Annotated in this window: 22 protein-coding genes, 1 tRNA gene and 1 pseudogene; 17 read left to right on the forward strand and 7 right to left on the reverse strand. The window is 53.5% G+C overall.

Annotated elements, in window-relative coordinates:
* The first annotated feature begins 201 nt into the window (after window positions 1-201).
* Window positions 202-729 carry a hypothetical protein gene (locus tag BMX66_RS13635; RefSeq protein ID WP_090883305.1) on the forward strand — a complete coding sequence of 176 codons (528 nt, stop codon included), beginning with the start codon at window positions 202-204 and terminating at the stop codon, window positions 727-729.
* Window positions 730-812: 83 nt separating this feature from the next.
* Here the strand turns inward: BMX66_RS13635 and BMX66_RS13640 are convergent, their stop codons facing one another.
* On the reverse strand, window positions 813-2135 hold the full coding sequence (locus BMX66_RS13640; protein ID WP_369826994.1) for an MFS transporter: 1323 nt from the start codon (window positions 2133-2135) through the stop codon (window positions 813-815).
* A gap of 378 nt (window positions 2136-2513) precedes the next feature.
* Window positions 2514-2795, reverse strand: a complete 282-nt coding sequence (locus BMX66_RS13645) for a hypothetical protein (protein ID WP_090883135.1) — start codon at window positions 2793-2795, stop codon at window positions 2514-2516.
* Between the two features lie 569 nt (window positions 2796-3364).
* Between BMX66_RS13645 and BMX66_RS13650 the strand changes: the two are divergent.
* A pseudogene (locus tag BMX66_RS13650) lies at window positions 3365-4091 on the forward strand (transposase); the annotation flags it as partial.
* Between the two features lie 214 nt (window positions 4092-4305).
* Here BMX66_RS13650 and BMX66_RS13655 read toward each other — a convergent pair.
* Window positions 4306-4381, reverse strand: a tRNA-Thr gene (locus BMX66_RS13655).
* Window positions 4382-4729: 348 nt separating this feature from the next.
* Between BMX66_RS13655 and aroQ the strand changes: the two genes are divergently transcribed.
* The 13 genes from aroQ to BMX66_RS13725 all read left to right on the forward strand — a co-directional run bounded on the left by aroQ (window position 4730) and on the right by BMX66_RS13725 (window position 15078).
* Complete coding sequence (gene aroQ / locus BMX66_RS13660) at window positions 4730-5200, forward strand: type II 3-dehydroquinate dehydratase (protein ID WP_255398965.1); 471 nt, start codon at window positions 4730-4732, stop codon at window positions 5198-5200.
* A gap of 190 nt (window positions 5201-5390) precedes the next feature.
* A complete protein-coding gene (accB, locus tag BMX66_RS13670; protein WP_090883141.1) occupies window positions 5391-5855 on the forward strand; it encodes an acetyl-CoA carboxylase biotin carboxyl carrier protein in 465 nt (154 codons plus the stop codon).
* Between the two features lie 113 nt (window positions 5856-5968).
* Window positions 5969-7318: an acetyl-CoA carboxylase biotin carboxylase subunit gene (accC, locus tag BMX66_RS13675; protein ID WP_090883143.1), complete on the forward strand. Its 1350-nt coding sequence runs from the start codon at window positions 5969-5971 to the stop codon at window positions 7316-7318.
* Between the two features lie 183 nt (window positions 7319-7501).
* Window positions 7502-8416 (forward strand): 50S ribosomal protein L11 methyltransferase, encoded by a 915-nt coding sequence (gene prmA, locus BMX66_RS13680; protein ID WP_090883145.1) that lies wholly within the window; start codon window positions 7502-7504, stop codon window positions 8414-8416.
* Between the two features lie 28 nt (window positions 8417-8444).
* Entirely contained in the window at window positions 8445-9473 is a 1029-nt protein-coding gene (locus tag BMX66_RS15725) for a zinc-ribbon and DUF3426 domain-containing protein (RefSeq protein ID WP_158593428.1), read from the forward strand.
* Between the two features lie 226 nt (window positions 9474-9699).
* Window positions 9700-10512, forward strand: a complete 813-nt coding sequence (locus BMX66_RS13690; protein ID WP_090883147.1) for an ABC transporter ATP-binding protein — start codon at window positions 9700-9702, stop codon at window positions 10510-10512.
* Window positions 10505-11302, forward strand: a complete 798-nt coding sequence (gene mlaE, locus BMX66_RS13695; protein WP_090883149.1) for a lipid asymmetry maintenance ABC transporter permease subunit MlaE — start codon at window positions 10505-10507, stop codon at window positions 11300-11302. Before BMX66_RS13690 ends, mlaE begins: the two co-directional genes overlap by 8 nt.
* Complete coding sequence (gene mlaD, locus BMX66_RS13700) at window positions 11302-11787, forward strand: outer membrane lipid asymmetry maintenance protein MlaD (protein WP_090883151.1); 486 nt, start codon at window positions 11302-11304, stop codon at window positions 11785-11787. The genes mlaE and mlaD overlap by 1 nt, the downstream gene beginning before the upstream one ends.
* Before the next feature lie 158 nt (window positions 11788-11945).
* The gene (locus BMX66_RS13705) at window positions 11946-12581 is read left to right on the forward strand and encodes an MlaC/ttg2D family ABC transporter substrate-binding protein (RefSeq protein WP_090883153.1); all 636 of its coding nucleotides are present in this window, start codon (window positions 11946-11948) and stop codon (window positions 12579-12581) included.
* 25 nt (window positions 12582-12606) lie between these two features.
* Entirely contained in the window at window positions 12607-12912 is a 306-nt protein-coding gene (locus BMX66_RS13710; protein ID WP_090883307.1) for an STAS domain-containing protein, read from the forward strand.
* A 178-nt stretch (window positions 12913-13090) separates the two neighbouring features.
* Window positions 13091-14020: an ABC transporter ATP-binding protein gene (locus tag BMX66_RS13715; protein ID WP_090883309.1), complete on the forward strand. Its 930-nt coding sequence runs from the start codon at window positions 13091-13093 to the stop codon at window positions 14018-14020.
* Window positions 14017-14772, forward strand: a complete 756-nt coding sequence (locus BMX66_RS13720; RefSeq protein WP_090883155.1) for an ABC transporter permease — start codon at window positions 14017-14019, stop codon at window positions 14770-14772. The genes BMX66_RS13715 and BMX66_RS13720 overlap by 4 nt, the downstream gene beginning before the upstream one ends.
* Window positions 14773-14829: 57 nt before the next feature.
* Window positions 14830-15078: a BolA family protein gene (locus BMX66_RS13725; RefSeq protein WP_090883157.1), complete on the forward strand. Its 249-nt coding sequence runs from the start codon at window positions 14830-14832 to the stop codon at window positions 15076-15078.
* A 103-nt stretch (window positions 15079-15181) separates the two neighbouring features.
* Here the strand turns inward: BMX66_RS13725 and rpoH are convergent, their stop codons facing one another.
* The 4 genes from rpoH to ftsY all read right to left on the reverse strand — a co-directional run bounded on the left by rpoH (window position 15182) and on the right by ftsY (window position 18729).
* Window positions 15182-16027, reverse strand: a complete 846-nt coding sequence (gene rpoH, locus BMX66_RS13730; protein ID WP_090883159.1) for an RNA polymerase sigma factor RpoH — start codon at window positions 16025-16027, stop codon at window positions 15182-15184.
* A 94-nt stretch (window positions 16028-16121) separates the two neighbouring features.
* Window positions 16122-17030 (reverse strand): permease-like cell division protein FtsX, encoded by a 909-nt coding sequence (gene ftsX / locus BMX66_RS13735; protein ID WP_090883161.1) that lies wholly within the window; start codon window positions 17028-17030, stop codon window positions 16122-16124.
* Window positions 17027-17680, reverse strand: a complete 654-nt coding sequence (gene ftsE, locus BMX66_RS13740; protein ID WP_090883163.1) for a cell division ATP-binding protein FtsE — start codon at window positions 17678-17680, stop codon at window positions 17027-17029. The genes ftsX and ftsE overlap by 4 nt, the downstream gene beginning before the upstream one ends.
* A 53-nt stretch (window positions 17681-17733) precedes the next feature.
* Window positions 17734-18729 (reverse strand): signal recognition particle-docking protein FtsY, encoded by a 996-nt coding sequence (ftsY, locus tag BMX66_RS13745; RefSeq protein WP_090883166.1) that lies wholly within the window; start codon window positions 18727-18729, stop codon window positions 17734-17736.
* 229 nt (window positions 18730-18958) lie between these two features.
* Between ftsY and BMX66_RS13750 the strand changes: the two genes are divergently transcribed.
* Window positions 18959-20362 (forward strand): M16 family metallopeptidase, encoded by a 1404-nt coding sequence (locus BMX66_RS13750; RefSeq protein WP_090883168.1) that lies wholly within the window; start codon window positions 18959-18961, stop codon window positions 20360-20362.
* A gap of 20 nt (window positions 20363-20382) precedes the next feature.
* Window positions 20383-21693: a M16 family metallopeptidase gene (locus BMX66_RS13755; RefSeq protein ID WP_090883311.1), complete on the forward strand. Its 1311-nt coding sequence runs from the start codon at window positions 20383-20385 to the stop codon at window positions 21691-21693.
* Window positions 21694-21741 lie beyond the last annotated feature (48 nt).

The raw sequence follows: 21741 nt of genomic DNA on the forward strand, positions 1-21741 counted from the left end.
CAGGCTGGGCCAATACCGGGATGCTGATGCAGCAGATCGCACAACTCAACCGGGAAGAGGAAATCCTCCCGCCACCTGGCGATCATGTGCATTGAACCCCGATAACAAGGTAGCAAGAAGCAGGAGTGGCAAACCGATATGGGCTGCGGTTCAGTGCTCAATCACAATAAGTTTCAATTAGTTCTTACAGGAGAGATGGAAATGATTAAATCGATGGCCATGGTCTTTGTTAGCGCTTCGCTGGTCGCCTCAATGCCCGCTTCGGCGCATACCGAAGAATATTTCGACTCTCATGCCGCACCGCATGGAGGGCAGATGCGCATGGCCGGACCTTATCATCTGGAGCTTGTTGCAAAAGAAAAGGAACTCGAGCTCTATGTGACGGACCACGGGGATACCAAGATCAACACTGAAGGTGGCGTCGGTAAGGCAACCATACAAGCCGGCAAGGCCAAGCCCAAAACCACGATCAAACTCGAGCCCACTGGCGACAATATGTTCAAAGGGGCTGGAGATTTCACGCTCACCCCCGATACGGTAATCGTCGTATTCATCAAATTGCCCGAACAGGAAGCGCAGTCCACCCGTTTTACTCCGCTCAAGCCCAAGGCAAAGGATGGAAAAAAATCAGGGGAAGACCACAGCGGACACGACCACCACATGCATCAAGATGACAAAAAGCCGGCAGAAGACCACAGTGGGCATGATAGCCATCACATGCATCACTGAAGTAAGCTGAAAGCATAGTAGAAGCAGCCCCGAAATAGAGCGTGCCCACGAAGACAAGGCAAACCCGGGAGCAATACTCGGGTCTAGCCTTTCCCGATTGCGCTAGTTTCTCCGGCACGCAGCGCGGCTTGCCGGCCTCTTGGGACATCTATACCCATCAATATCATCAAGCCGATAATAAAATAACTGCCGGTGATCAGCATGGCAAGCCGGTGGTCGCCTCGTGAAATCCAGCTTACGAGGCCGTACGTCACCGGACCTAATATCGATGATAAATTAACCGCCAGTCCCCATAGCCCGAAGAATTCCGCGCGCCTGGCGTCAGGGCTGAAATAACCTATCAGCGCCCGGCCGGCTGATTGAGAAGCCCCGAGACACAGGCCCGCGAGGTTGGCAGCCAGCCAGAACATCGCCCGGTCTTCGGCCATCCAGGCCAGCAACACCATCACAATCCAGCCCACGAGGGTTAGCGCTATTGTTGGAATATGGCCGATCCTGTCCTGTACGCTTCCGAACCCGAACGCACCCACTGATGCGGTAACATTGACCACCAGAACCAGAAACATGGTGTCCCCGGTGTCAAATCCCATTACCTGTTGCGCGTATATTGCCGCCAACGTAATGACTGTCTGAATACCAGCCTGGTAAAACACGATGCAGGAGAGAAACCGTACCAGGTCACGATAATCGCGTACGTGATTGACCGTATCGCCGATCCGCGCAAACGCCTCGCGCACTACCGTCCGTCCGGAAAGATGCGGCTGCGGCAGCGCCCGCTCCTTCAGAAAAAGAAAGGTAGGGATACTCGATAGCGCAAACATACAAGCGGTTATCAGCATCGTTATGGGTACAAACTCTTCAGCCGGCTTCCCCTGTCCCTGTGCCCATGTCACGTATCCTAGCGATAACCCCAGGCTGATCAGCCCGCCTATATAGCCGAAGCTCCAGCCCCAGCCGGAGACTTTCCCTAGCGCTCTTTCCTGCGCCAGTTCCGGTAAAAACGCGGAAATCAGGTTCCCGCCGCACGTGAAAAAGAAATTGGAAAGAACGATTAGCACGACCGCCAGCCATAAGTCACCCGAACCGACAAAGTAAAGCAATGCGGTAAATAACACGCAGCCCACCGTACTCAGGAATAACAGACGCTTTTTCGCAGCGTACGCATCAGCATAAGCCCCAAGCACGGGCGCTGTCAGAATAATAAGCGCATAGGAAACCGCCAGTGCCGCCGTCCATGCAAATGTCCCCCATGCCTCATTCCTGGTTACCACCGCAACGAAATACGCATTAAAAATCGCAGTGATTACAACTGTGGTATAGCCGGAATTGGCGAAATCGTACATCGCCCAGGACCAAACTTCCCGCCGGCTTACGCCCGAAGCAAGGTATTGAGGCTTATCTTCCATACGCATTGAGATAGAGAGTGAAGCGGAGTACTTATGGGAATACGCGCCCAACATCGTCTTTAAAAGAGTGAGTGCACACTTTAACCGATGACAGCCAAAGGTTGTATTTCAGTCGAATAGAAAGCGATCAGCAGGGCAAAAAGATGCATTGTGCAGTACGCCAGCATTCCTGCCCGCCTTATGGAGATAGGATTATTACCTACCTGCTGCATCCAATACGTCACTCGCAAAAGGAACTTTGATGCGTAGATTACCAGTCAACAGTTTCACACATTTTCATCCTATATATTGGATTTTATGCGCATGGAAATGATGTGATTGCGGCATGAAAGGTATCCGGCAGCGCCGCTATACAAGAAGAACCGGCGAAGAAATAAATCAATGCCTTGTCTGATTCAAGGCGTCACCGCTAACGTTTACCAGCACCCCTATCAGGTTAAGCATGCCTTCCATCAGCAAATTTAAATGCTCCTCGCTTCGCTCGAACGAACGTAATAACGCCAGGGTTTGATCCACAGGTATCTCGCCTTGCTTTATCTGATGGTGTGCGAGGTTCAATGCGAGCAAACGTGCACACTCGGCCAATTGATCTTTTGTTACCTTATTTATCAGAATATCCGTAAGTTCGTACGCCTGATCGAAAGTTAACCGATCCGTCATGATAATCGCCTGTTATGAAATTTTTTAGTTATTGATCTCGCAACCCATTGGATAACCCCAGTCACACGTACTTTCCTGCGCGTAAACCTTGGAGCAGTACCTATTATGATCGAGTTAAGCGACACGCAAAGCCAGCCCAGCAGGTGAAATTATCCTGTTAGCATGTTAATCGCTTTGTGACGTTTTACCATTGGACTTAAGTGCATGTACGTAAAGCTCTACCTCAGTCTCTGAAAGATACTCAACCTTAAATCGGCGTGAACACGCATTGTCATGCGTGAAGATTCCAAATGTTCCTGGCTACCCCACTTCGCGCCGCCGAAAACCGCTTCGCATCACCGAGTAAACTCCCTGCATGGCAAAATTCGTGAATGCATTGCTATGTGGCGTACTGGTGAGACAGACCTTTCCTGCGAAAGGCATAAGGTATGGGTCTGACTGACTCATTCACGTACGCATATTCCCTGTTCGAGGTTCATTCAGGTACTCTTCGCACTTAGCGGCGTACCAGAACCTGGATTAGCCTCCAATTGAACCGGACGGATGCACTGATGATAGGAGATAGGCATATGCCTGATGCTATGCATAGTGCTTCTGGTTTTGATCGTATTGAAGTAGTCACGGGAGTCGAGCGCCGTAGGCGCTGGAGCCTGGATGAGAAATTAAAGGCCGTTGAGGAAACGCGCTCATCCGGCATGAGTGTCTCTATCTCGCGCGAAAGTATGGTATTTCTCCGAGCTTGTTATTTCGTTGGAGAAAGCTCATAACCGAAGGAGGAAAGGAAGCCATACTTAGTGATGATGCAGTAGTGTGTGCGGCAGAGGTGCGGGAATTGAAAAAAGCGGATTCGGGAGCTGGAACGTGTGCTGGGCAAGAAAACCCTGGAGAACGAGATTCTCACGGAAGCGGTGAAGCTTGCCCATGAAAAAAACTGATCTCGCGCATGCCCTTGCTGCCACCGGACGATTCGCTATGAAAGCCATTGCAGACACGATTTGTAGCGCGCTCCCATCTTGTGGAGCGGACGAAGCAAAGAGCACAGTGTAGCCGCACCTACTACAACAAGGTGGATGATGCCTGGCTGTTGCCCCTGATCAGGGAGCTTGTGGATGACCGCATGACTTACGGATACAGAAGGATCTGTGCTCTGCTTAACCGCAGACTGGAAGGGATGAGGAAGCCTTCGATCAACCACAAGCGGGTCTACGTATCATGCGCCAGAATGGTTTGTTGCTGGCCCGCCGTACCGGCATAAAGCCGCAACGGGCTCATGAAGGCAAGGTCGTCACGCTGCGAGAATATGAATCCTCATAGGGTATAGCAAGATGTAAAGTAGACCCCGCTTTTCTTACACTTTTCGCGTGCGCGAAAATATTCTTATCATGGCGATAATTCAGCAATAAACCACTTTTGACAGTACAAAATTAAGGGCAATTTCGATGCTATGTGCCTCCGGCGTGCCCCGGAGCCCAAGGTCGTTGGATACCAAGATGATAAGCTATTGAATTAATGGTGCTGTTGAGAGGAGTCGAACCTCCGACCTACTGATTACGAATCAGTTGCTCTACCAACTGAGCTACAACAGCCCGAAGGAAACCGAACATATCCAATTATAGATGTTTGGGAAACGCCCGGCAAACTGAGTAGGGAATGTATGCTGTCAGAGCCTTGGCGGACTACCTAAAAGCCGAACGGCGGGAAAAGTCTTTACCTCCTCCTTACAGACCCATTCCGCAATTCCCAGGTGAAGATTCCAAAAATCCGCGTCAAGGGTTAATAAACGCCTTTTCGCAGCGAGTCAGCTCGTCTTGGTCTGCCAATTCTTTTAACATTTCCCAACTGCGGTCACTTTCCCCAATTGTCTTCGATATCGCCTTAAATACTAGACTTTTTCCATAGGTTGCGTCACACTTGCCGCCATGAAAAGCACTGTAATGCGAACTGAACGCATTCTAATTTTGCATGGGCCAAACTTGAATCTCTTGGGAACAAGGGAGCCAGAAGTCTATGGAAGCATGACGTTACGGGAAATTGACGACAATTTAGCTGTTTTAGCAGAAAATCATGGAATAGGCTTAGCACATTTTCAAAGTAATACCGAGGGGGCACTAATAGACCGGGTTCAGCAGGCTCGTGGTGACGGAATCAGCTTTATTATCATCAATCCCGCAGCTTATACCCATACCAGCATCGCCTTGCGTGATGCCTTGGCATCTACTGGGATTCCCTTTGTCGAAGTCCATCTTTCCAATATCTTCGCTCGCGAACCTTTCCGGAGGAAATCCTATTTTTCCGACCTGGCCGTGGGTGTAATCAGCGGCCTCGGTCCAAAAGGATACGAGCTGGCCCTGAAATATGCACTGTCAATCCTGTTAGAAGAGGATCCAAAATTAGAAAAACTCTGATGTTCACGTTAAATAAGGCATTTTTACCGAAAATGTCGGGATTGCCGCTATTGAAGTGCTATGCTGGGGAAGGAAAAAATCATTTTGGAAAAACCATGATCGCAGCCGTCTATGGATCGGCAAACGGCAAAGTAATAATGGAAATATTGATGCGTACGTATGAAGGGGAGTCATCTCCAGGGGGTCTATCATGGATCTGAGAAAGCTGAAGAAATTGATTGATCTGGTCGAGGAATCGGGCATTGCGGAATTGGAGATTACCGAGGGTGAGGAAAAAGTGCGTATCAGCAGGTCCGCATCTTCCACCCAGAGTCAGGTAATTCCAACCGGAGCGCCGCCCCCACAGCAAGCTGTGCCGGCTCCTGCGCCCCAGCCTGCGGCAGTTACCGCTGCTACCGCGGCGGCCCAGATATTGCCAGAAGGACACGTGGTGAAATCGCCCATGGTGGGGACGTTTTACCGTAGCTCGGCACCTGCTTCGAACCCATTCGTAGAGGTAGGGCAAACCGTCAAGGAGGGAGAAACCCTTTGCATTATTGAAGCGATGAAGCTGCTCAATGAAATAGAGTCGGACAAGAGCGGGGTTATAAAGGCAATCCTGGTGGAAAATGGACAGCCAGTGGAGTACGGCGAGCCATTATTCGTAATCGAATGATTTTCGTTTCGTAAAGCTGGTGCAGCCAGAGCCAGGCGTATCATAGGTGGAAAAACAAACTGCATAGAAAAGCGGACCTTCTGCCGCCGCTAAAATAGTTATTTCCGGTAAACATGTTTGAAAAAATTTTAATAGCCAACCGTGGCGAGATCGCCTTGCGGATACAGCGCGCGTGCCGTGAGATGGGCATCAAAACCGTCGCCGTGCATTCCCAGGCGGACGCCGAGGCCAAGTATGTAAAACTGGCCGACGAGTCCGTCTGCATCGGCCCCGCGCCCTCGGCCTTAAGCTACCTCAATATACCCGCAATTATTAGCGCAGCGGAAGTAACCGATTCGGAAGCAATTCATCCGGGCTACGGGTTTCTATCGGAAAACGCTGATTTTGCGGAACGCGTGGAAAAAAGCGGATTTGTCTTTATTGGTCCGCGTCCCGACACTATTCGCATGATGGGCGACAAGGTCAGCGCCAAGAACGCCATGAAAAAGGCCGGAGTACCCTGTGTTCCAGGATCTAACGGCGGCTTGCCGGAATCCCCTGAAGAAATCAGGGCCATTGTCCGTGCCATCGGGTACCCCATAATAATCAAGGCGGCTGCCGGCGGCGGTGGCCGCGGAATGCGGGTAGTACATACCGAAGCGGCGCTGTCGAACGCCGTAATAATAACCCGGAACGAAGCTCAGGCGGCTTTCGGCAACCCGACGGTTTATGTGGAAAAGTATCTGGAAAATCCCCGTCATATCGAGTTCCAGGTACTGGCCGACGAACACCGGAATGCAATCTATCTGGGAGAGCGGGATTGTTCCATGCAGCGGCGGCATCAGAAAATTCTCGAGGAAGCGCCCGCCGTTGGTATTTCCCCCAGGCTGCGCGACAAGATGGGTTCCCGTTGCGCCGATGCATGCCGTCGTATCGGTTATCGCAGCGCCGGTACGTTCGAGTTTCTGTTTGAGAAGAATGAATTTTATTTCATCGAAATGAATACGCGTTTGCAGGTGGAACACCCGGTTACCGAAGCTGTTACCGGCATCGATTTGGTGCAGGCGCAAATTCGTGTTGCCGCGGGCGAAAAACTCAATATTCGCCAACGCGACGTAGTCATAAGAGGACATGCCATCGAATGCCGCATTAACGCCGAGGATCCTTATAAACTTACGCCGTCCGCCGGCCGTATCACCCAATATCACGCTCCAGGGGGCCCCGGCATTCGCGTTGATTCCCATGTTTACCACAACTACGTGGTGCCGCCATATTACGATTCCATGATCGGTAAAATTATCACCTACGGTGATAACCGCGAGCAGGCGATTGCCCGAATGCGCATAGCACTGTCCGAAATGGTAATTGAAGGCATCAAGACAAACGCCCCATTACACCTTGACCTGCTATCCGATGCCGCTTTTCTGAATGGTGGCACCAACATTCATTATCTGGAGCAAAAGCTCGCCAATTATCTTAAATGAGCCAAAAAGCCGGTGAGGTAAAAAACGCAGAGAGCAATATTTTTGCGAGTATCCGGAATAGAGTAAAGCGCAAATCTCCCGAACGACTGAGTCGTCACTCCTTGATAGCCCTATCCGTATATGTATCGAGAGCGTGCATATCCCTGAAGCCGTGCCTATGGTTATACAGTCCTTGATACCTTAATGTCCTGGGTCTCGCTCTCCATACAAACCGATAATACGCATGCCGAAGTTTTGAGTGATGCAATGCTTGAACTCGGCGCGTTGTCGACGGACATTCATGATGCGGCTACCGGAACCGACGAAGAGCAGTTTCTGTTCGACGAACCGGGCGAATCGCCAGGCGAAATCTGGTCCACATCGGAACTGACTGCCCTATTCAATACGGATGTTCACATTCCTTCTATCGTCGAGGCAGCGGCGCAAGCGGCCCAGCTTCCCAGTCTGCCCAGCTATAGCGTCACATATGTGGAAGAGCAGGATTGGGTTCGGATAACTCAATCACAATTCAGTCCGATCCAGATATCGGATCGCCTGTGGATCGTGCCGAGCTGGCATCAGGCGCCCGATCCCGGCGGCGTGAACCTGATACTCGATCCCGGGCTGGCCTTTGGTACCGGCAGCCACCCTTCCACTCAACTTTGCCTTGCCTGGCTTGACGAAAACCTGTTTGGCGGCGAAGATGTTCTGGATTATGGCTGTGGTTCAGGCATACTTGCGATCGCCGCATTGAAGCTGGGCGCGCGTCATGTAGTGGGAATCGATATAGATCCCCAGGCGATTGCTGCGAGCCGTCAAAATGCTGCGCTCAATCAGTGCGATGAAACGATGACGGAATTTTTCACGACGCATGTTTCGACCGGGAAAGGCATTCCAAATGAAGCCGCGGACGTAGTCATTGCCAATATTCTTGCCAATCCCTTGATGGTGCTGGCTCCGATATTGATGCGCGCCACCCGCTTGGGCGGACGTATCGTCCTTTCCGGTATACTTATGGAACAGGCGGAAGATGTGGTAAACATCTACCGGCGATGGTTCGACATGCATATTGCGCGAGAGCAGGTGGGTTGGGTCTTGCTCTCAGGGACGAGACGGTGAATTTCAATTTGTCGCAACAACCACGGCTATGGCGCTTGTAACTCGTTGCCCCAACTGCGCGACCACCTTCCGGGTAACCCCTTTCCATTTACAGGCGCACGGTGGGGAGGTGCGCTGTGGACACTGCGCCCGGATATTTAACGGTTTTGCCGCTCTGGCAACAATGCGGGAGCCGGAAGCAGCAGATTCGGGTGGCGCCAAAAGCGACTCAGAAGCTGAGGAAACGCCGCCCCACTTCCCTGAGATTCCCTCCGAAAGTGCTGCGCCCGCGCAAGTCCTGTCTGATCAGAAGGATTCACCTTCAGTTTCTGGACACAAAATAATTCAGGATGAAGCTGCTGCAGATCAGATAGGGGAGGAGGCACAGGTGTCGGAACGGCCCGTTTCGGAAGAATCCATCTCGAAAACAGCAGGTACTGCCAGGAACAGTTCTGCCGCAGCGAGCGCCGGCGAAGACAAATCTGCTCCAGAAATTTCCGAAACGATCGACCCCTGGGCGGAAAATGATGTGTTGTCAAATTACCCACCCGAGTATTATGCTTTCGATGAGGGGCAGCCGCACGGAGCGTCGCTGGCAGCCTCCCTCGCGTGGGGTTTGGCCAGCCTCTTTCTGATAGTCGTTCTGGCGGCGCAGGCTATCTATGCTTACCGCGGCGAACTTGCCGTTATTGCTCCTGACGCCAAGCCGTATCTCGAACGATATTGCGAGCTGTTGGAGTGTACTATTCCGGCGCCGCAGTATGCGAAATTGCTGAATATCGAGTCATCCGAAATGCAAGCGGATACAGAACAGCCCGGTGTCATCACGCTTAATGCGACGGTACGTAATCACGCGCCCTATCCACAGGCATTTCCATCGTTTCAACTTACACTCATCGACACGCAGAACCGGCCTCTTGCAAGCCGTACCTTTCCTCCCGCTGCGTATCTTGAAGAAAAGGAAAACCACGGGAGCGGCGTCGCACCCAATGAGGAATTCAATGTGAAGCTTCACCTCGATAGCGGGGATTTGAACGCAGCCGGGTATCGTCTGCTGTTACTTTATCCACAATCCTAGCAGCCTGCCAGACAGCTTTTCTGGCAGTTGAACAACACTCTGTCGCCACGTACCGAACTTTTGAGATTCTTTCTGGTAGCACTAACTCCACCATGAAATTCGTAACTCCGGGGACACGCCGCATAACAACATTGCCTGAAGAGCCAAAACAAATATGGGGCTGTGCTGAAAGCGCATTTGGATTAAAATCGACGTCCCGTCAAATCAAGCATCCTATTCCGTCAGAATGACATCTGAAAATTTGGTCGAGATCAAAGGCCTGAATTTCTCCTATGGGGAGCGCTCGATCCTGAAGGGGATCGATATGACGATGGCGCATGGCAAAGTCATCGCCATCATGGGCGGCAGCGGCAGCGGCAAGACCACGCTATTGCGTCTTATCGGCGGCGCGGTACGTCCGTCCTCGGGCTATGTCAAGGTAGCAGGCAAGGTAGTGCATGAGCTGAAAAGGGATGAGCTTTTTCTGATGCGTCGAAAAATGAGCATGCTGTTTCAGTTCGGCGCGCTGTTTACCGACCTTTCGGTATTCGACAACGTGGCGTTCCAGATGCGGGAACATACCGATCTGCCGGAATCCATGATCCGCGATCTGGTGCTGATGAAGTTGCATGCCGTCGGGCTGCGTGGCGCGCACGATCTGATGCCTGCGCAACTTTCGGGAGGTATGGCGCGGCGGGTGGCGTTGGCTCGTTCGATTGCGCTTGACCCGCTGCTCATCATGTATGATGAGCCTTTTACCGGTCTTGACCCCATTTCACTCACGGTGATCGGAAATTTGATACGTCGCCTGACCGACGCGCTGGGCATGACCTCCATTGTCGTCACGCACGATGTGCAGGAGTCCCTGAAAATTGTTGACCAGGTATATTTCATTTCAGATGGGGTGATCGCAGCCCATGGCACCCCGGACGAAGTGCGTGGATCAGTTGCGCCTTTCGTACATCAGTTCGTGCATGGCGAAGAAGACGGCCCCGTCTCGTTTCACTACCCCGCCAATGCCTATGCGCGCGACCTGAAACTGGAGGAAAGTTTTGCCTAGGCGTATCGTTACCGGAATTCAGGGCATCGGCCATCGCGTAATAGACAGTATTTGGCGGCTGGGCTACGCCAGCCGTTTTTTCCTGTTGACCCTGCTGAAATCAGGTACCAGCCTGAAGCGTTTCGGCCTGATCATCCGTGAGCTTTATTTCACTGGCGTACTGTCGCTGATCATTATTATTGTGTCGGGACTATTTGTCGGCATGGTGCTCGGCTTGCAGGGTTACGAAACCTTGCAGCGGTATGGCGCGGAATCGGCCGTCGGCACGATGGTGGCATTATCGCTGCTGCGCGAACTGGGGCCGGTCGTGGCCGCCCTGTTGTTCGCCAGTCGTGCCGGTTCCGCCATTACAGCTGAAATCGGCCTGATGAAGGCAACCGAGCAATTGGCAGCGATGGAAATGATGGCGGTGGATCCCATTGCGCGGGTGGTAGCGCCGCGATTCTGGGCTGGCGTGATTTCCATGCCGCTTCTGGCGGCGTTATTCTCCGCAATTGGTATTTTTGGCGGTTACCTGGTGGCGGTGGTGCTCATCGGGGTGGACGAGGGTTCATTCTGGTCGCAAATGCAAGGCGCGGTTGACTTTCGGTACGACATCGTCAATGGCGTTATAAAAACCTTTGTTTTTGGTATAGCGATAACGGCAATAGCGGTATTCGAAGGTTATGATGCCTCCCCCACGGCGGAGGGAGTGTCGGGGGCCACTACCCGGACCGTCGTAACGTCGTCGCTGGCGATTCTGGGACTCGATTTCATTTTAACCTCATTCATGTTCAGAGGAATGGGCTGATGCAGCGAACAACAATGGATTTATGGGTAGGGCTGTTTGTCATGGCAGGAATAGGCGCCTTGCTGGTATTGGCATTGAAAGTCGGAAATCTCGGCACCTACAGTGCGGCTGACAGCTACACGCTAACGGGGAATTTCGAAAATATCGGGGGATTGAAAGTCAGGGCGCCCGTAAAAAGCGCTGGCGTCGTAGTGGGGCGCGTGACAGATATTCAGTTCAGCACCGAAACCTACGACGCACAGGTGATCATGAACATAGACAGCCGCTACCAGTTCCCCAAGGATACTTTTGCCAGTATTCTTACGTCAGGACTTATCGGCGAGCAATACATCGGCTTGGCGGCAGGCGGGGATGAGGTCATGCTGAAGAGTGGTGATAAAATGATGAAAACCAATTCCGCGCTCGTCCTCGAAGAGATGATCGGGCGATTCCTGTTCGATAAGGCCTCAGAGGGAGACGGGAACGAAAATGCCCAGAAGAACTAGGCAGCTCCGGAACAGTCCAATGAGCGGATAATGGCTACGTCGATAACGTCTTTGAACGTCCTGCCTTGCAATGGCGAGGACGCACGAATGTACTGGTTTCCGTGCTCGCAAGCGCACTGGTTTGTTAAGCAGTTTTAATAAATTTTAATGAGGAAATCATGAAAAAATATCTTGGTATCTCGGTATTGCTGGCAGCGTGGTGGCTTGCGCTTCCCGCTTGGGCAATGGCAACCAGTCCCGATACGCTGGTGGATAATACGGCGCAGGAAGTGCTCGCCATTGTCCGGCAGGATAAGGAGTTGCAGTCGGGTAACACCGCCAAAATTCTCGATCTGGTGGAGGCCAAGGTATTGCCTCATTTCAACTTCGCCCGGATGACGCGGCTGGCCATGGGCAAGAACTGGTCCAAGGCCACGCCCGAGCAACAGCAGGAGCTGGTGAAAGAGTTCCGCACCTTGCTGGTCCGCACCTATTCGAACGCGCTCAGCACCTATAGCGACTACACCATCAAGGTGGAACCGCTGAAAAGCAACGCTGCCGACACAGATACCACCGTTAAAACAAAGGTAATGGACAGCGGACAACAACCGGTCCCCATCGACTACAGCATGGAAAAAACGAACGATGGCTGGAAGGTATACGATGTGACAGTGGCCGGGGTAAGCCTGGTGACCAATTACCGCAGCACTTTCAATAGTCAGGTACGCGAGGGCGGTGTGGAAAAGCTGATCAAAACGCTGGCTGACAAAAACCGCTCGCTGATTGCAGCCGATAAAAAAGCGTCAGCCCAGTAACCCGTGATTTTCCGGGATGGCCGGCATGGCTGAGATAGTCTTGCAGGAGGGCGGTGGACTGAGGGGCGGCGGATTGAGCGTCAAGGGACCCATAACCATCGACAACGCCGTTGCCGTGGTTGCGCGAGGCGCCACCTGGTTCGATCATGATGACCTGATAATCGACCTGACGCAGGTGACTGAAGTGGACTCTTCGGCCGTCAGTGTGTTGCTGGAGTGGCAGCGCGAGGCAAACCGCCGCAACTGCCGGATGTCTTTCGTCAACATGCCACCAAAACTGCAAAGCCTCGTGCAGTTGTATGGCGTTTCGGAGCTGATGCGTCTGCCATAGGCATAGAAGAAGGCGGTTCGTATTGCCTGAAGTGTCCTGGCTTGGTTACGTGCACGTTCGTATCAAAAACAGCGCTCACTCGCCGCCCATTTGAGTGCCTGCCGGCTGCTTGCAGCCTGCGCCGTTGGTCCAATCCCGCTACCCGTGTACCGGTCGCCTCATCCTATTCTATTTCTCAATGACCCCGGCAATCGAAGTCAAACAGATGCACAAGCGCTTTGGCAGATTGCAGGCTCTGGCTGGCGTGGATCTTGAAATACGAACCGGTGAATTTTTTGCTTTGCTCGGCCCCAACGGGGCGGGCAAGACCACGCTGATCAACATAATTGCCGGGCTTACCCGTGCAACCAGTGGCAGCGTCAGAGTAATGGGATACGATGTCGTTGCGGATTATCGTGACGCCAGGCGCATGCTGGGGGTAGTACCTCAGGAGCTTGTGTATGACCCGTTCTTCACCGTTCGCGAAACACTTGTAATTCAGTCTGGATATTACGGCCTGAAGAATAACGAGGCCTGGATAGACGAAATAATCCACCACCTGGACCTTGCAGACAAGGCCGGCGTTAACATGCGCGCGCTGTCGGGCGGTATGAAGCGGCGCGTGCTCGTGGCTCAGGCATTGGTGCATAAACCACCGGTAATCGTGCTGGATGAGCCCACTGCGGGAGTGGATGTGGAGCTGCGCCAGGGCCTATGGCGTTTCGTCAGGCAATTGAATCGCGATGGTCACACAGTTGTGCTTACGACTCATTACCTGGACGAAGCAGAAGCCTTGTGCAACCGCGTGGCAATGCTGAAACAAGGCAATATCGTCGCGCTCGACACCATCAGAAACCTTGTCAACAGCGTGCCCGGATGCGCCGTGCGGCTGCGATTGTCGCCTGATACGCTGCCGTCTGGGCTACGGCCGCTGATGAGCATCCGCGAAGAGGGATATTACATCCTGACCCTCGATGAATACTCCCAGCTTGAGCATGTCATGGCCGCCTTGCGCGGGGCGGGGTCGCAAGTGCTGGAGATGCAGGTATTGCAGCCTGATCTGGAAGAGGTGTTCGTGAAAATAATGGGCGGCGCCGAATACCGGGAATCCGCAGCCGTTCCTACATGACCGGCTTTCTTACTCTGCTCCACAAGGAATTGCTGCGATTCTGGAAAGTTGGATTCCAGACTGTTTTCGCGCCCATGGTATCCACCCTGCTTTATCTCATGATTTTTTCCCATGTGCTGGAAGAACATGTGGAGGCATATCCGGGGGTTACCTACACCGTTTTTCTGATCCCGGGTCTGATAATGATGTCGATGCTCCAAAATGCGTTTGCCAACTCGTCATCCAGCCTGATTCAGTCGAAAATTACAGGTAATCTCGTGTTCGTCCTGTTATCGCCATTGTCTTACCAGGAAATATTCATCGCCTATGTCCTCGCATCAGTAGTGCGTGGACTGGCAGTCGGCCTGGGTGTTTATCTGGTAACGCTTGGGTTTTTCGATTTGTCCGTGGCCTCGCTTCCGTGGGTGTTCCTGTTTGCCTTGATAGGCAGCGCGTTGCTGGGTGCGCTGGGTATTATCGCGGGCATATGGGCGGAAAAATTTGACCAGCTTGCCGCATTTCAGAATTTCGTCATCCTGCCGCTGACGTTTTTGTCTGGGGTATTCTACACAATCCATTCGTTGCCGCCCTTCTGGCAGGGTCTGTCCCACTTGAATCCGTTTTTCTACGTAATTGACGGGTTTCGCTATGGCTTCTTCAATGCCTCCGATATTTCACCCTACGTCAGCCTCGGGATTGTGGCAATGTGCTTCTTGGCGGTATCATGGCTGACGCTGCAAATGCTGAAGGCGGGTTACAAGATCCGCCATTAAGGATATTTGTAGAAATTTAGCTTGTGACAAAGCATCATTCACATAAGGACAGGATGAATGGTTACATCAGACAGCATTAAAACCCATATCGAAGCTTCCATGCCATGCGAACTGGTGCATGTGGAAGGCGATGACGGTTATCATTTCAGCGCCATTATTGTCAGCCCCGAATTTCGTGGGAAGAACATGGTGCAGCAGCATCAACTGGTTTATCGAGCGCTCGGCGACAGGATGAAGCAGGAGATTCATGCCTTATCCATGAAAACGCTTACGCCGGAACAATGGGCGGAATCCAACCAGGCTTGACGCCAATTCCTGACGTGATGTAGAGATCACGGACGATATCTGGCAGGAATTGGCGGTTTTGTGAAGGTGTTAAATAAATTTTCGTATAGATTTCACCGCACCATCATGTGGCTGGCGACATGGCGGTACGCATCTTCTGCATTGCTTTCGCTTCAATCTGACGGACACGCTCGGCGGATACGCCAAGCTCGTCAGCAAGATCATGCAGCGTTGCCGTGTCTTTCTCCCGCAACCAGCGGGCCTCGATAATATGGCGGCTGCGAGCGTCGAGGCTGGACAGGGCTTCCTCCAGACCTTCACCGCGCAGGCGGCTGGTTTGTTCCGCCTCCAGCACCTGCGAAGGTTCGCTCCCGTCGGTGAGGTATGCGATGGGGCTGAACGTTTCATCGTCATCGTCTTCAGACAGGGGTTCAAGAGAGACATCTCGTCCGCTGAAGCGGGTCTCCATTTCCACCACTTCTTCGGCTTTGACCCCCAACTGCCTGGCCATGGCATTCACTTCTTCCGGGTTCATGGTGTCCAGAACCGGCTTCATGCTGCGCAGGTTGAAGAACAGCTTGCGTTGCGCTTTGGTCGTGGCGATTTTAACCAGCCGCCAGTTACGCAGTATGAATTCATGGATCTCCGCCTTGATCCAGTGCACTGCAAACGATACCAGCCTCACCCCGCGTTCGGGATCATAGCGCTTTACTGCTTTCATCAGCCCAATGTTGCCTTCCTGGATGAGGTCGGCCTGGGGCAGGCCGTAGCCTTTGTAGCCACGAGCAATCGCGACCACGACGCGCAGGTGTGAAAGCACCAGTTGGCGGGCGGCATCGATGTTGCCTTCATTCTTTAGGGATCGCGCGAGGCGGATCTCTTCTTCCTGGGAAAGAATGCGAAAGCGGTTGACCGATTGGATGTAACCCTCGATGCTACCGGATACCGGTACGGGTAAAGCGAAATTCATTTGTCCTCCTTGGGTTTCCTGCCAAAGTTAACCTTTTCCGATGAGAGCGTCAACAATTCTGAAAAGTTCCCTGTAAACGTCTTAAGCTCATGAATTATCGTGGTTCTATTCGCCAGAGATGATTGGTTACCGATAGCCATGCGCCAGCCCAGCCGAGCCACGCCGAGAACAATAACAGGGTCAGGCTGTCTTCGAGGGAAAGATGATAGAGGCGAAAATTCGCGTCGTATAGCGCCATCAGACCCCTCAGTTGCTCATCAGTCAGGTGAATTCCCAAAGAAATGATGAGCCAGGCCGCAGCCCCTCCAACCATGCCCTGCATCGCGCCAAAATACAGAAAAGGACGGCGGATAAAACCTTTGGTCGCGCCGATCAGTTTCGCTACCTCTATTTCGTCCCGCATGGTCAGAATTTGCAGACGTATCGTATTGAACGCCACCGCTACCAGCGAGAAGCTAAGCAGGCCGCCGAGCATGAGCACCGCCAATCTACCCAGCCTGAGGAAGGAGTCCAGCCGCTTCGCCCAGGCTGAGTCAAGCTGTGCATGTTCGACCGGGGGCAACTCCCCTAGCTCCGCACGTAACGCTTCCAGCGTCTCGGGTGATACGTCGCTGGCTGTGATGACAAAGGCGTCCGGCAGCGGGTTCCCTTCAAGCCCATCTATTACGTCCGCGAGTCCACTGCCTTCCTTGAACTGCTCCAGCGCGCTGTCCCTGGAAATGAACCTGAACGCTGCCACGTGCGGATGCTGCTCCAAGTGCGATTCAATTTCAGCCACTGCACTTTCCCGCGCGTCCAGCTTCAGGAACAGGCTCAACTCAGGCTCTCCGGAAAATTGGCCGGAGAGAGATTGGAGGTTTTCCAGCAGCACATAAATTCCGGCAGGCAGGCTGAAAGCGATGCCAATCACGGCAATGCTGAGCAGGCTGCCGAGCGGAGTGATTGCCAGTCGTTTGAACGCCAGCACAAAAGCATGCAGATGATGCGAAAACCAGACGCTCATGCTATCAGTTCCCCGTGACTAAGCGTAAACATGCGTTGATGCATACCGCCGAGCAGTTCAACGTCATGAGTCGCTATCAGTACCGTAACGCCGACCTGATTAAACGACTTGAACATATCCATGATGTCTCGCGCGTAATCCGCGTCAAGGTTACTGGTTGGCTCATCCGCGATGAGTATGGAAGGCCTGTTTACGATAGCGCGTGCGATACACAGGCGCTGCTGCTCGCCGCCCGAGAGTGTAATGGGCCGCGCGCTCTCCCTGTCAAGCAATCCTACCTTGTCGAGCGCGGCGCGAACTCGCCCGGCGGCCGCCCTGGAACTGAAGCCGCTTATTTGCAGGGGCAGCAGTACATTCTGAAAAACAGTACGGTCGAACAGGATCTTCTGATCCTGGAACACAAGGCCGAGATTGCGCCGCAGGAAAGGAATTGCCCCATCCTTGAGCGTGCTGACATTCTGCCCGTTGACGATAATGCTGCCGGCGGTAGGGCGTTCGATGGCGGCAATGAGCCTCAGCAGCGTAGTTTTCCCCGCCCCCGAATGCCCGTTGATCAGGGCCATTTCGCCTGCCTCAAGGGTAAAGCTGACATTCTTGAGCGCTTCGTAGCCGTTAGGATAACGCTTGTAGACCTGACTGAAGCTAATCATTGAACGCTATGATTGCGATACCGATCCAATTTTTCACGCTTGCTCTACTCGTCTCAATCAAACAACGCCTCGACAAATTCCCTCGCGACGAACGGCCGCAAGTCATCCATGCCTTCGCCCACGCCGATGAAGCGTATTGGCAACGGCGGCTTTTGCTGGCGTTGCCTGGCGATTGCAGCGATTACGCCCCCTTTCGCTGTGCCGTCCAGCTTGGTAACGATGAGGCCCGTGAGCCCGAGCGCGTCATCGAAAGCCTGTACCTGATTGAGGGCGTTCTGGCCCGTGTTGGCGTCCAGCACCAGTAGCGTTTCATGCGGCGCACCGGGTTCGGCCTTGGCGATAACACGCTTGACCTTCTTTATTTCCTCCATCAGGTGCAGCTGCGTGGCAAGCCGCCCTGCCGTGTCCGCAAGCACGATGTCTATGCCACGTGCTTTCGCCGCGTTGATTGCGTCGAATATGACTGCTGCCGGGTCCCCTTTCTGCTGCCCGTTACCCTCATGGGCGATGACCGAGACATTGTTACGCTCGCCCCAGGCCAAGAGTTGTTCGCGAGCGGCTGCACGAAAAGTATCGCCGGCGGCGAGCAGCACGGTTTTTCCCTGTAACTGAAAATGATGCGCGAGCTTACCGATAGAAGTGGTTTTTCCCGCCCCGTTCACCCCGGTCAGCATAATGATGAGGGGTTTGTTTTTTTCTGTCTCGAGGGGTTGCGCCAGCGGCTCGAGCAGTGCAACCAGAGCCTCCTGCAAGGCGTCCTTGAGTTGCGCCGCTTCCGTCAGACCATGGCGTTTGACGTGCCTGCGCAGTTCATCAAGCAGCCACGCGGTTGCATTTACGCCTGTGTCGGCCGTGAGCAGTATGGTTTCCAGTTCTTCGTAGAGGTCTTCATCTATCTTGCCTCCGCCGAATAAACCGGACAGGCGTTTACCGAAGTTATCCCTGGTGCGGGAGAGTCCCTGTCTAACTCTTGCCGCCCAATTCGCGCTTGCGGCAGACGAAGGGCCGGCGGCGTCAGAGCTATTTTTGGATTTGAAGAAACCTGGCATTCTGGTAGGCTGTTACATTAATCGAAATTCAGACCGGAAATCGAGCAGAAATTATTCCCGATTTTATGCTGTTTACCAAGGTTTGGGGTATTAAGAATGACCCCAATCCGGCAGCGGTAGCCGGCCAACAATAACAGGTGAAGATCAGGTGATGCAAAGGGTCTTTGTGGGGGGAGTTGTGGGGCATAGTGTCGAATTGAAAAATGGAGAACCAACTGGCGGATCCCCGATGACGTCTTGTCGTCGTGCCATCGCTCTTTCATCTGTCGTGCGAGCGGCCGCGATGATACTGGTTTCGCTGGCTTTCTCAGCGGGCGCATTTGCCAATACGCATGAGTATACGCTCGGCAATGGCCTGAAACTGATCGTCAAGGAAGATCATCGCTCCCCTGTAGTGATCTCGCAAATCTGGTACAAGGCGGGAAGTATTGATGAGGTAAACGGCGTGACAGGCGTAGCCCACGTACTGGAGCATATGATGTTCAAGGGCACGGAGAAAGTTCCAGGCGCCGAGTTTTCCAGACGCATCGCGGCAGCGGGGGGACGTGAAAATGCTTTTACCAGTCGTGACTATACCGCCTATTACCAGCAATTGCATAAGTCCAGGCTGCCGCTGGCAATGGAGCTGGAGTCCGACCGGATGCGCAACCTGGTGCTGACGGAAGAAGATTTCGCCCAGGAAATCAAAGTCGTCATGGAAGAACGGCGACTGCGTACCGATGATCAAGCGCGGGCGCTGGTACATGAGAAAATGATGGCCACCGCCTATCAGTCGCACCCGTACAGGCATCCCGTAGTAGGCTGGATGAACGACCTGGAAAACATGACTGTCCACGATGCGCAGGCATGGTATGACCGATGGTATGTGCCCAATAATGCCGTGCTGGTCGTGGTGGGCGACGTAAACCCGCAGCAGGTCTTTGTTCTCGCGCGAAAGTATTATGGCCATATCAAGTCGGGGAAAGTGCTGCCGCTGGATAAACGCAAGCCGCAGGCTGAACCAAACCAGCTCGGCACCAAACGGATAACAGTAAAAGCACCGGCGCGATTACCCTACCTCGCCATGGCTTATCACGCACCGGCATTGCGCAACCCCGATACTGATTGGGAGCCTTACGCATTGGAAATGCTGGCCGGGGTACTGGATGGCAACGAGTCGGCGCGGCTCAACAAGGAGCTGGTGCGCGAGCAGCGCATTGCAAGTTCGGCTGGCGCAAGCTACGATTCCACGGCGCGCGGCCCCGGTATGTTTTATCTCGACGGAACACCCAGTGAAGGTAAAACGGCTTCTGAACTGGAAGCCGCGTTGCGCGCCGAGATTGAAAAACTCGTGCGCGACGGCGTAACCGCCGAGGAACTCGCGCGTGTCAAGGCCCAGGTCGTGGCTAGCCACGTCTTTCAGCTCGACTCGATGTCTTTTCAGGCAATGCAGATCGGGCAGCTTGAAAGTATCGGGTTGTCATATCGTGACGAGGCTACGATACTGAAAAAACTGCAAGCTGTTACCGCCGAACAGATCCGCGACGTGGCAAAAAAATATTTGAGGGATGAAAGTCTGACCGTTGCAGTACTCGACCCGCAACCGCTGGAGCAGAAAGCCCCAGCCGCCGCACCTGCCGGGTTGCGGCATTGAGCGATATCAGAGAGGTTCCGATGCATGTGATGCGCTGCCTGTTTTTCCTGCTCGTGGGCGTTTACTCCCAATGGGCGTTTGCTACTCTGCCAATCCAGCATTGGCAGGCCTCATCAGGCGCGCGAGTCTATTTCGTCGAAAGCCGCGAGCTGCCGATACTCGATGTCAGCGTGGATTTCAGCGCCGGCAGCAGCACCGACACACGGGAGAAATCCGGCCGGGCCGGCATGACGCTATATCTGTCGAGTCTCGGTGCGGGCGGTCTCACCGAGGACCAGATCTCCAAGGCATTAGCCGATGTCGGGGCTCAGCTCGGCGCTCACTTCGATGAGGATCGCGCGGGGCTTACGTTACGCACTTTGAGCAGCGCGCGCGAGCGTAGTCAGGCGCTGGATATACTTGGTAGAGTCGTACAGCATCCGGCGTTCGATATAAATGTGCTGGAGCGGGAGAAGGCGCGGGTAGTCGCCGGGTTGAGGGAAGCCGATACCAAACCGGCCAATATTGCCGACCGCACGCTGATGAAAATGCTCTATGGCAACCATCCATATGGATTACGCGGCTCGGGAGAGATTGACAGCGTAAGCGCGCTGCAACGCCAGGATCTGGTGGATTTACACCGGTCCCGCTATTCCGCCGCGGATGCGGTGGTATCTATCATGGGAGATGTGAGCCGGGTAGAAGCAGCCGCTATCGCTGAATCGCTGACGAAGGACTTAGTGCAGGAAAAGCCTGTGTATAACTTACCGGAGGTGACGCCGCCGGTCGCAGATACCAACAGAATCTCCCATCCCGCTACGCAAAGCCATATCCAGCTCGCCTATCCGGGACTCCGCCGCGACGACCCCGACTATTTTCCGCTGCTGGTCGGCAATCACATACTTGGCGGAGGTGGATTCACCTCGCGCCTGATGGAAGAAATCCGCCGGAAACGTGGATTGGCTTACAGCGTTCACAGCCATTTTTCGCCTCTCAGGGAGCAGGGACCGTTCGAAATCGGCCTGCAAACCCAAAAAGAGCAGTCCGAAGAAGCGCTCGCGCTGACTCGCAAAATTCTGGCCGATTTCGTTGCCGGCGGACCAACGGAAGAGGAGCTGGGGGCAGCCAAGCAAAACATCATCGGTAGTTTCCCGTTGCGCATAGACAGCAACAGGAAAATCATCGGTTATCTGGCGATGATCGGTTTTTACAATCTGCCCCTTACCTACCTGGACGATTACGTGAAGGCAGTGGCAAAAGTAACTGTTTCCCAGATCTCGGAAGCTTTTCGGCGGCGTATAGACCCGGCGGGGATGGTGGCGGTTGTGGTAGGCGCCGAGAACAAAAAATAGAATAGCCAGGCTCCAGGACGACGGTTGCGTACCGGCCTACCCGTTCTT

Origin of the sequence: Nitrosovibrio sp. Nv6, from assembly GCF_900110495.1 — a bacterium.
Lineage (GTDB): Bacteria > Pseudomonadota > Gammaproteobacteria > Burkholderiales > Nitrosomonadaceae > Nitrosospira.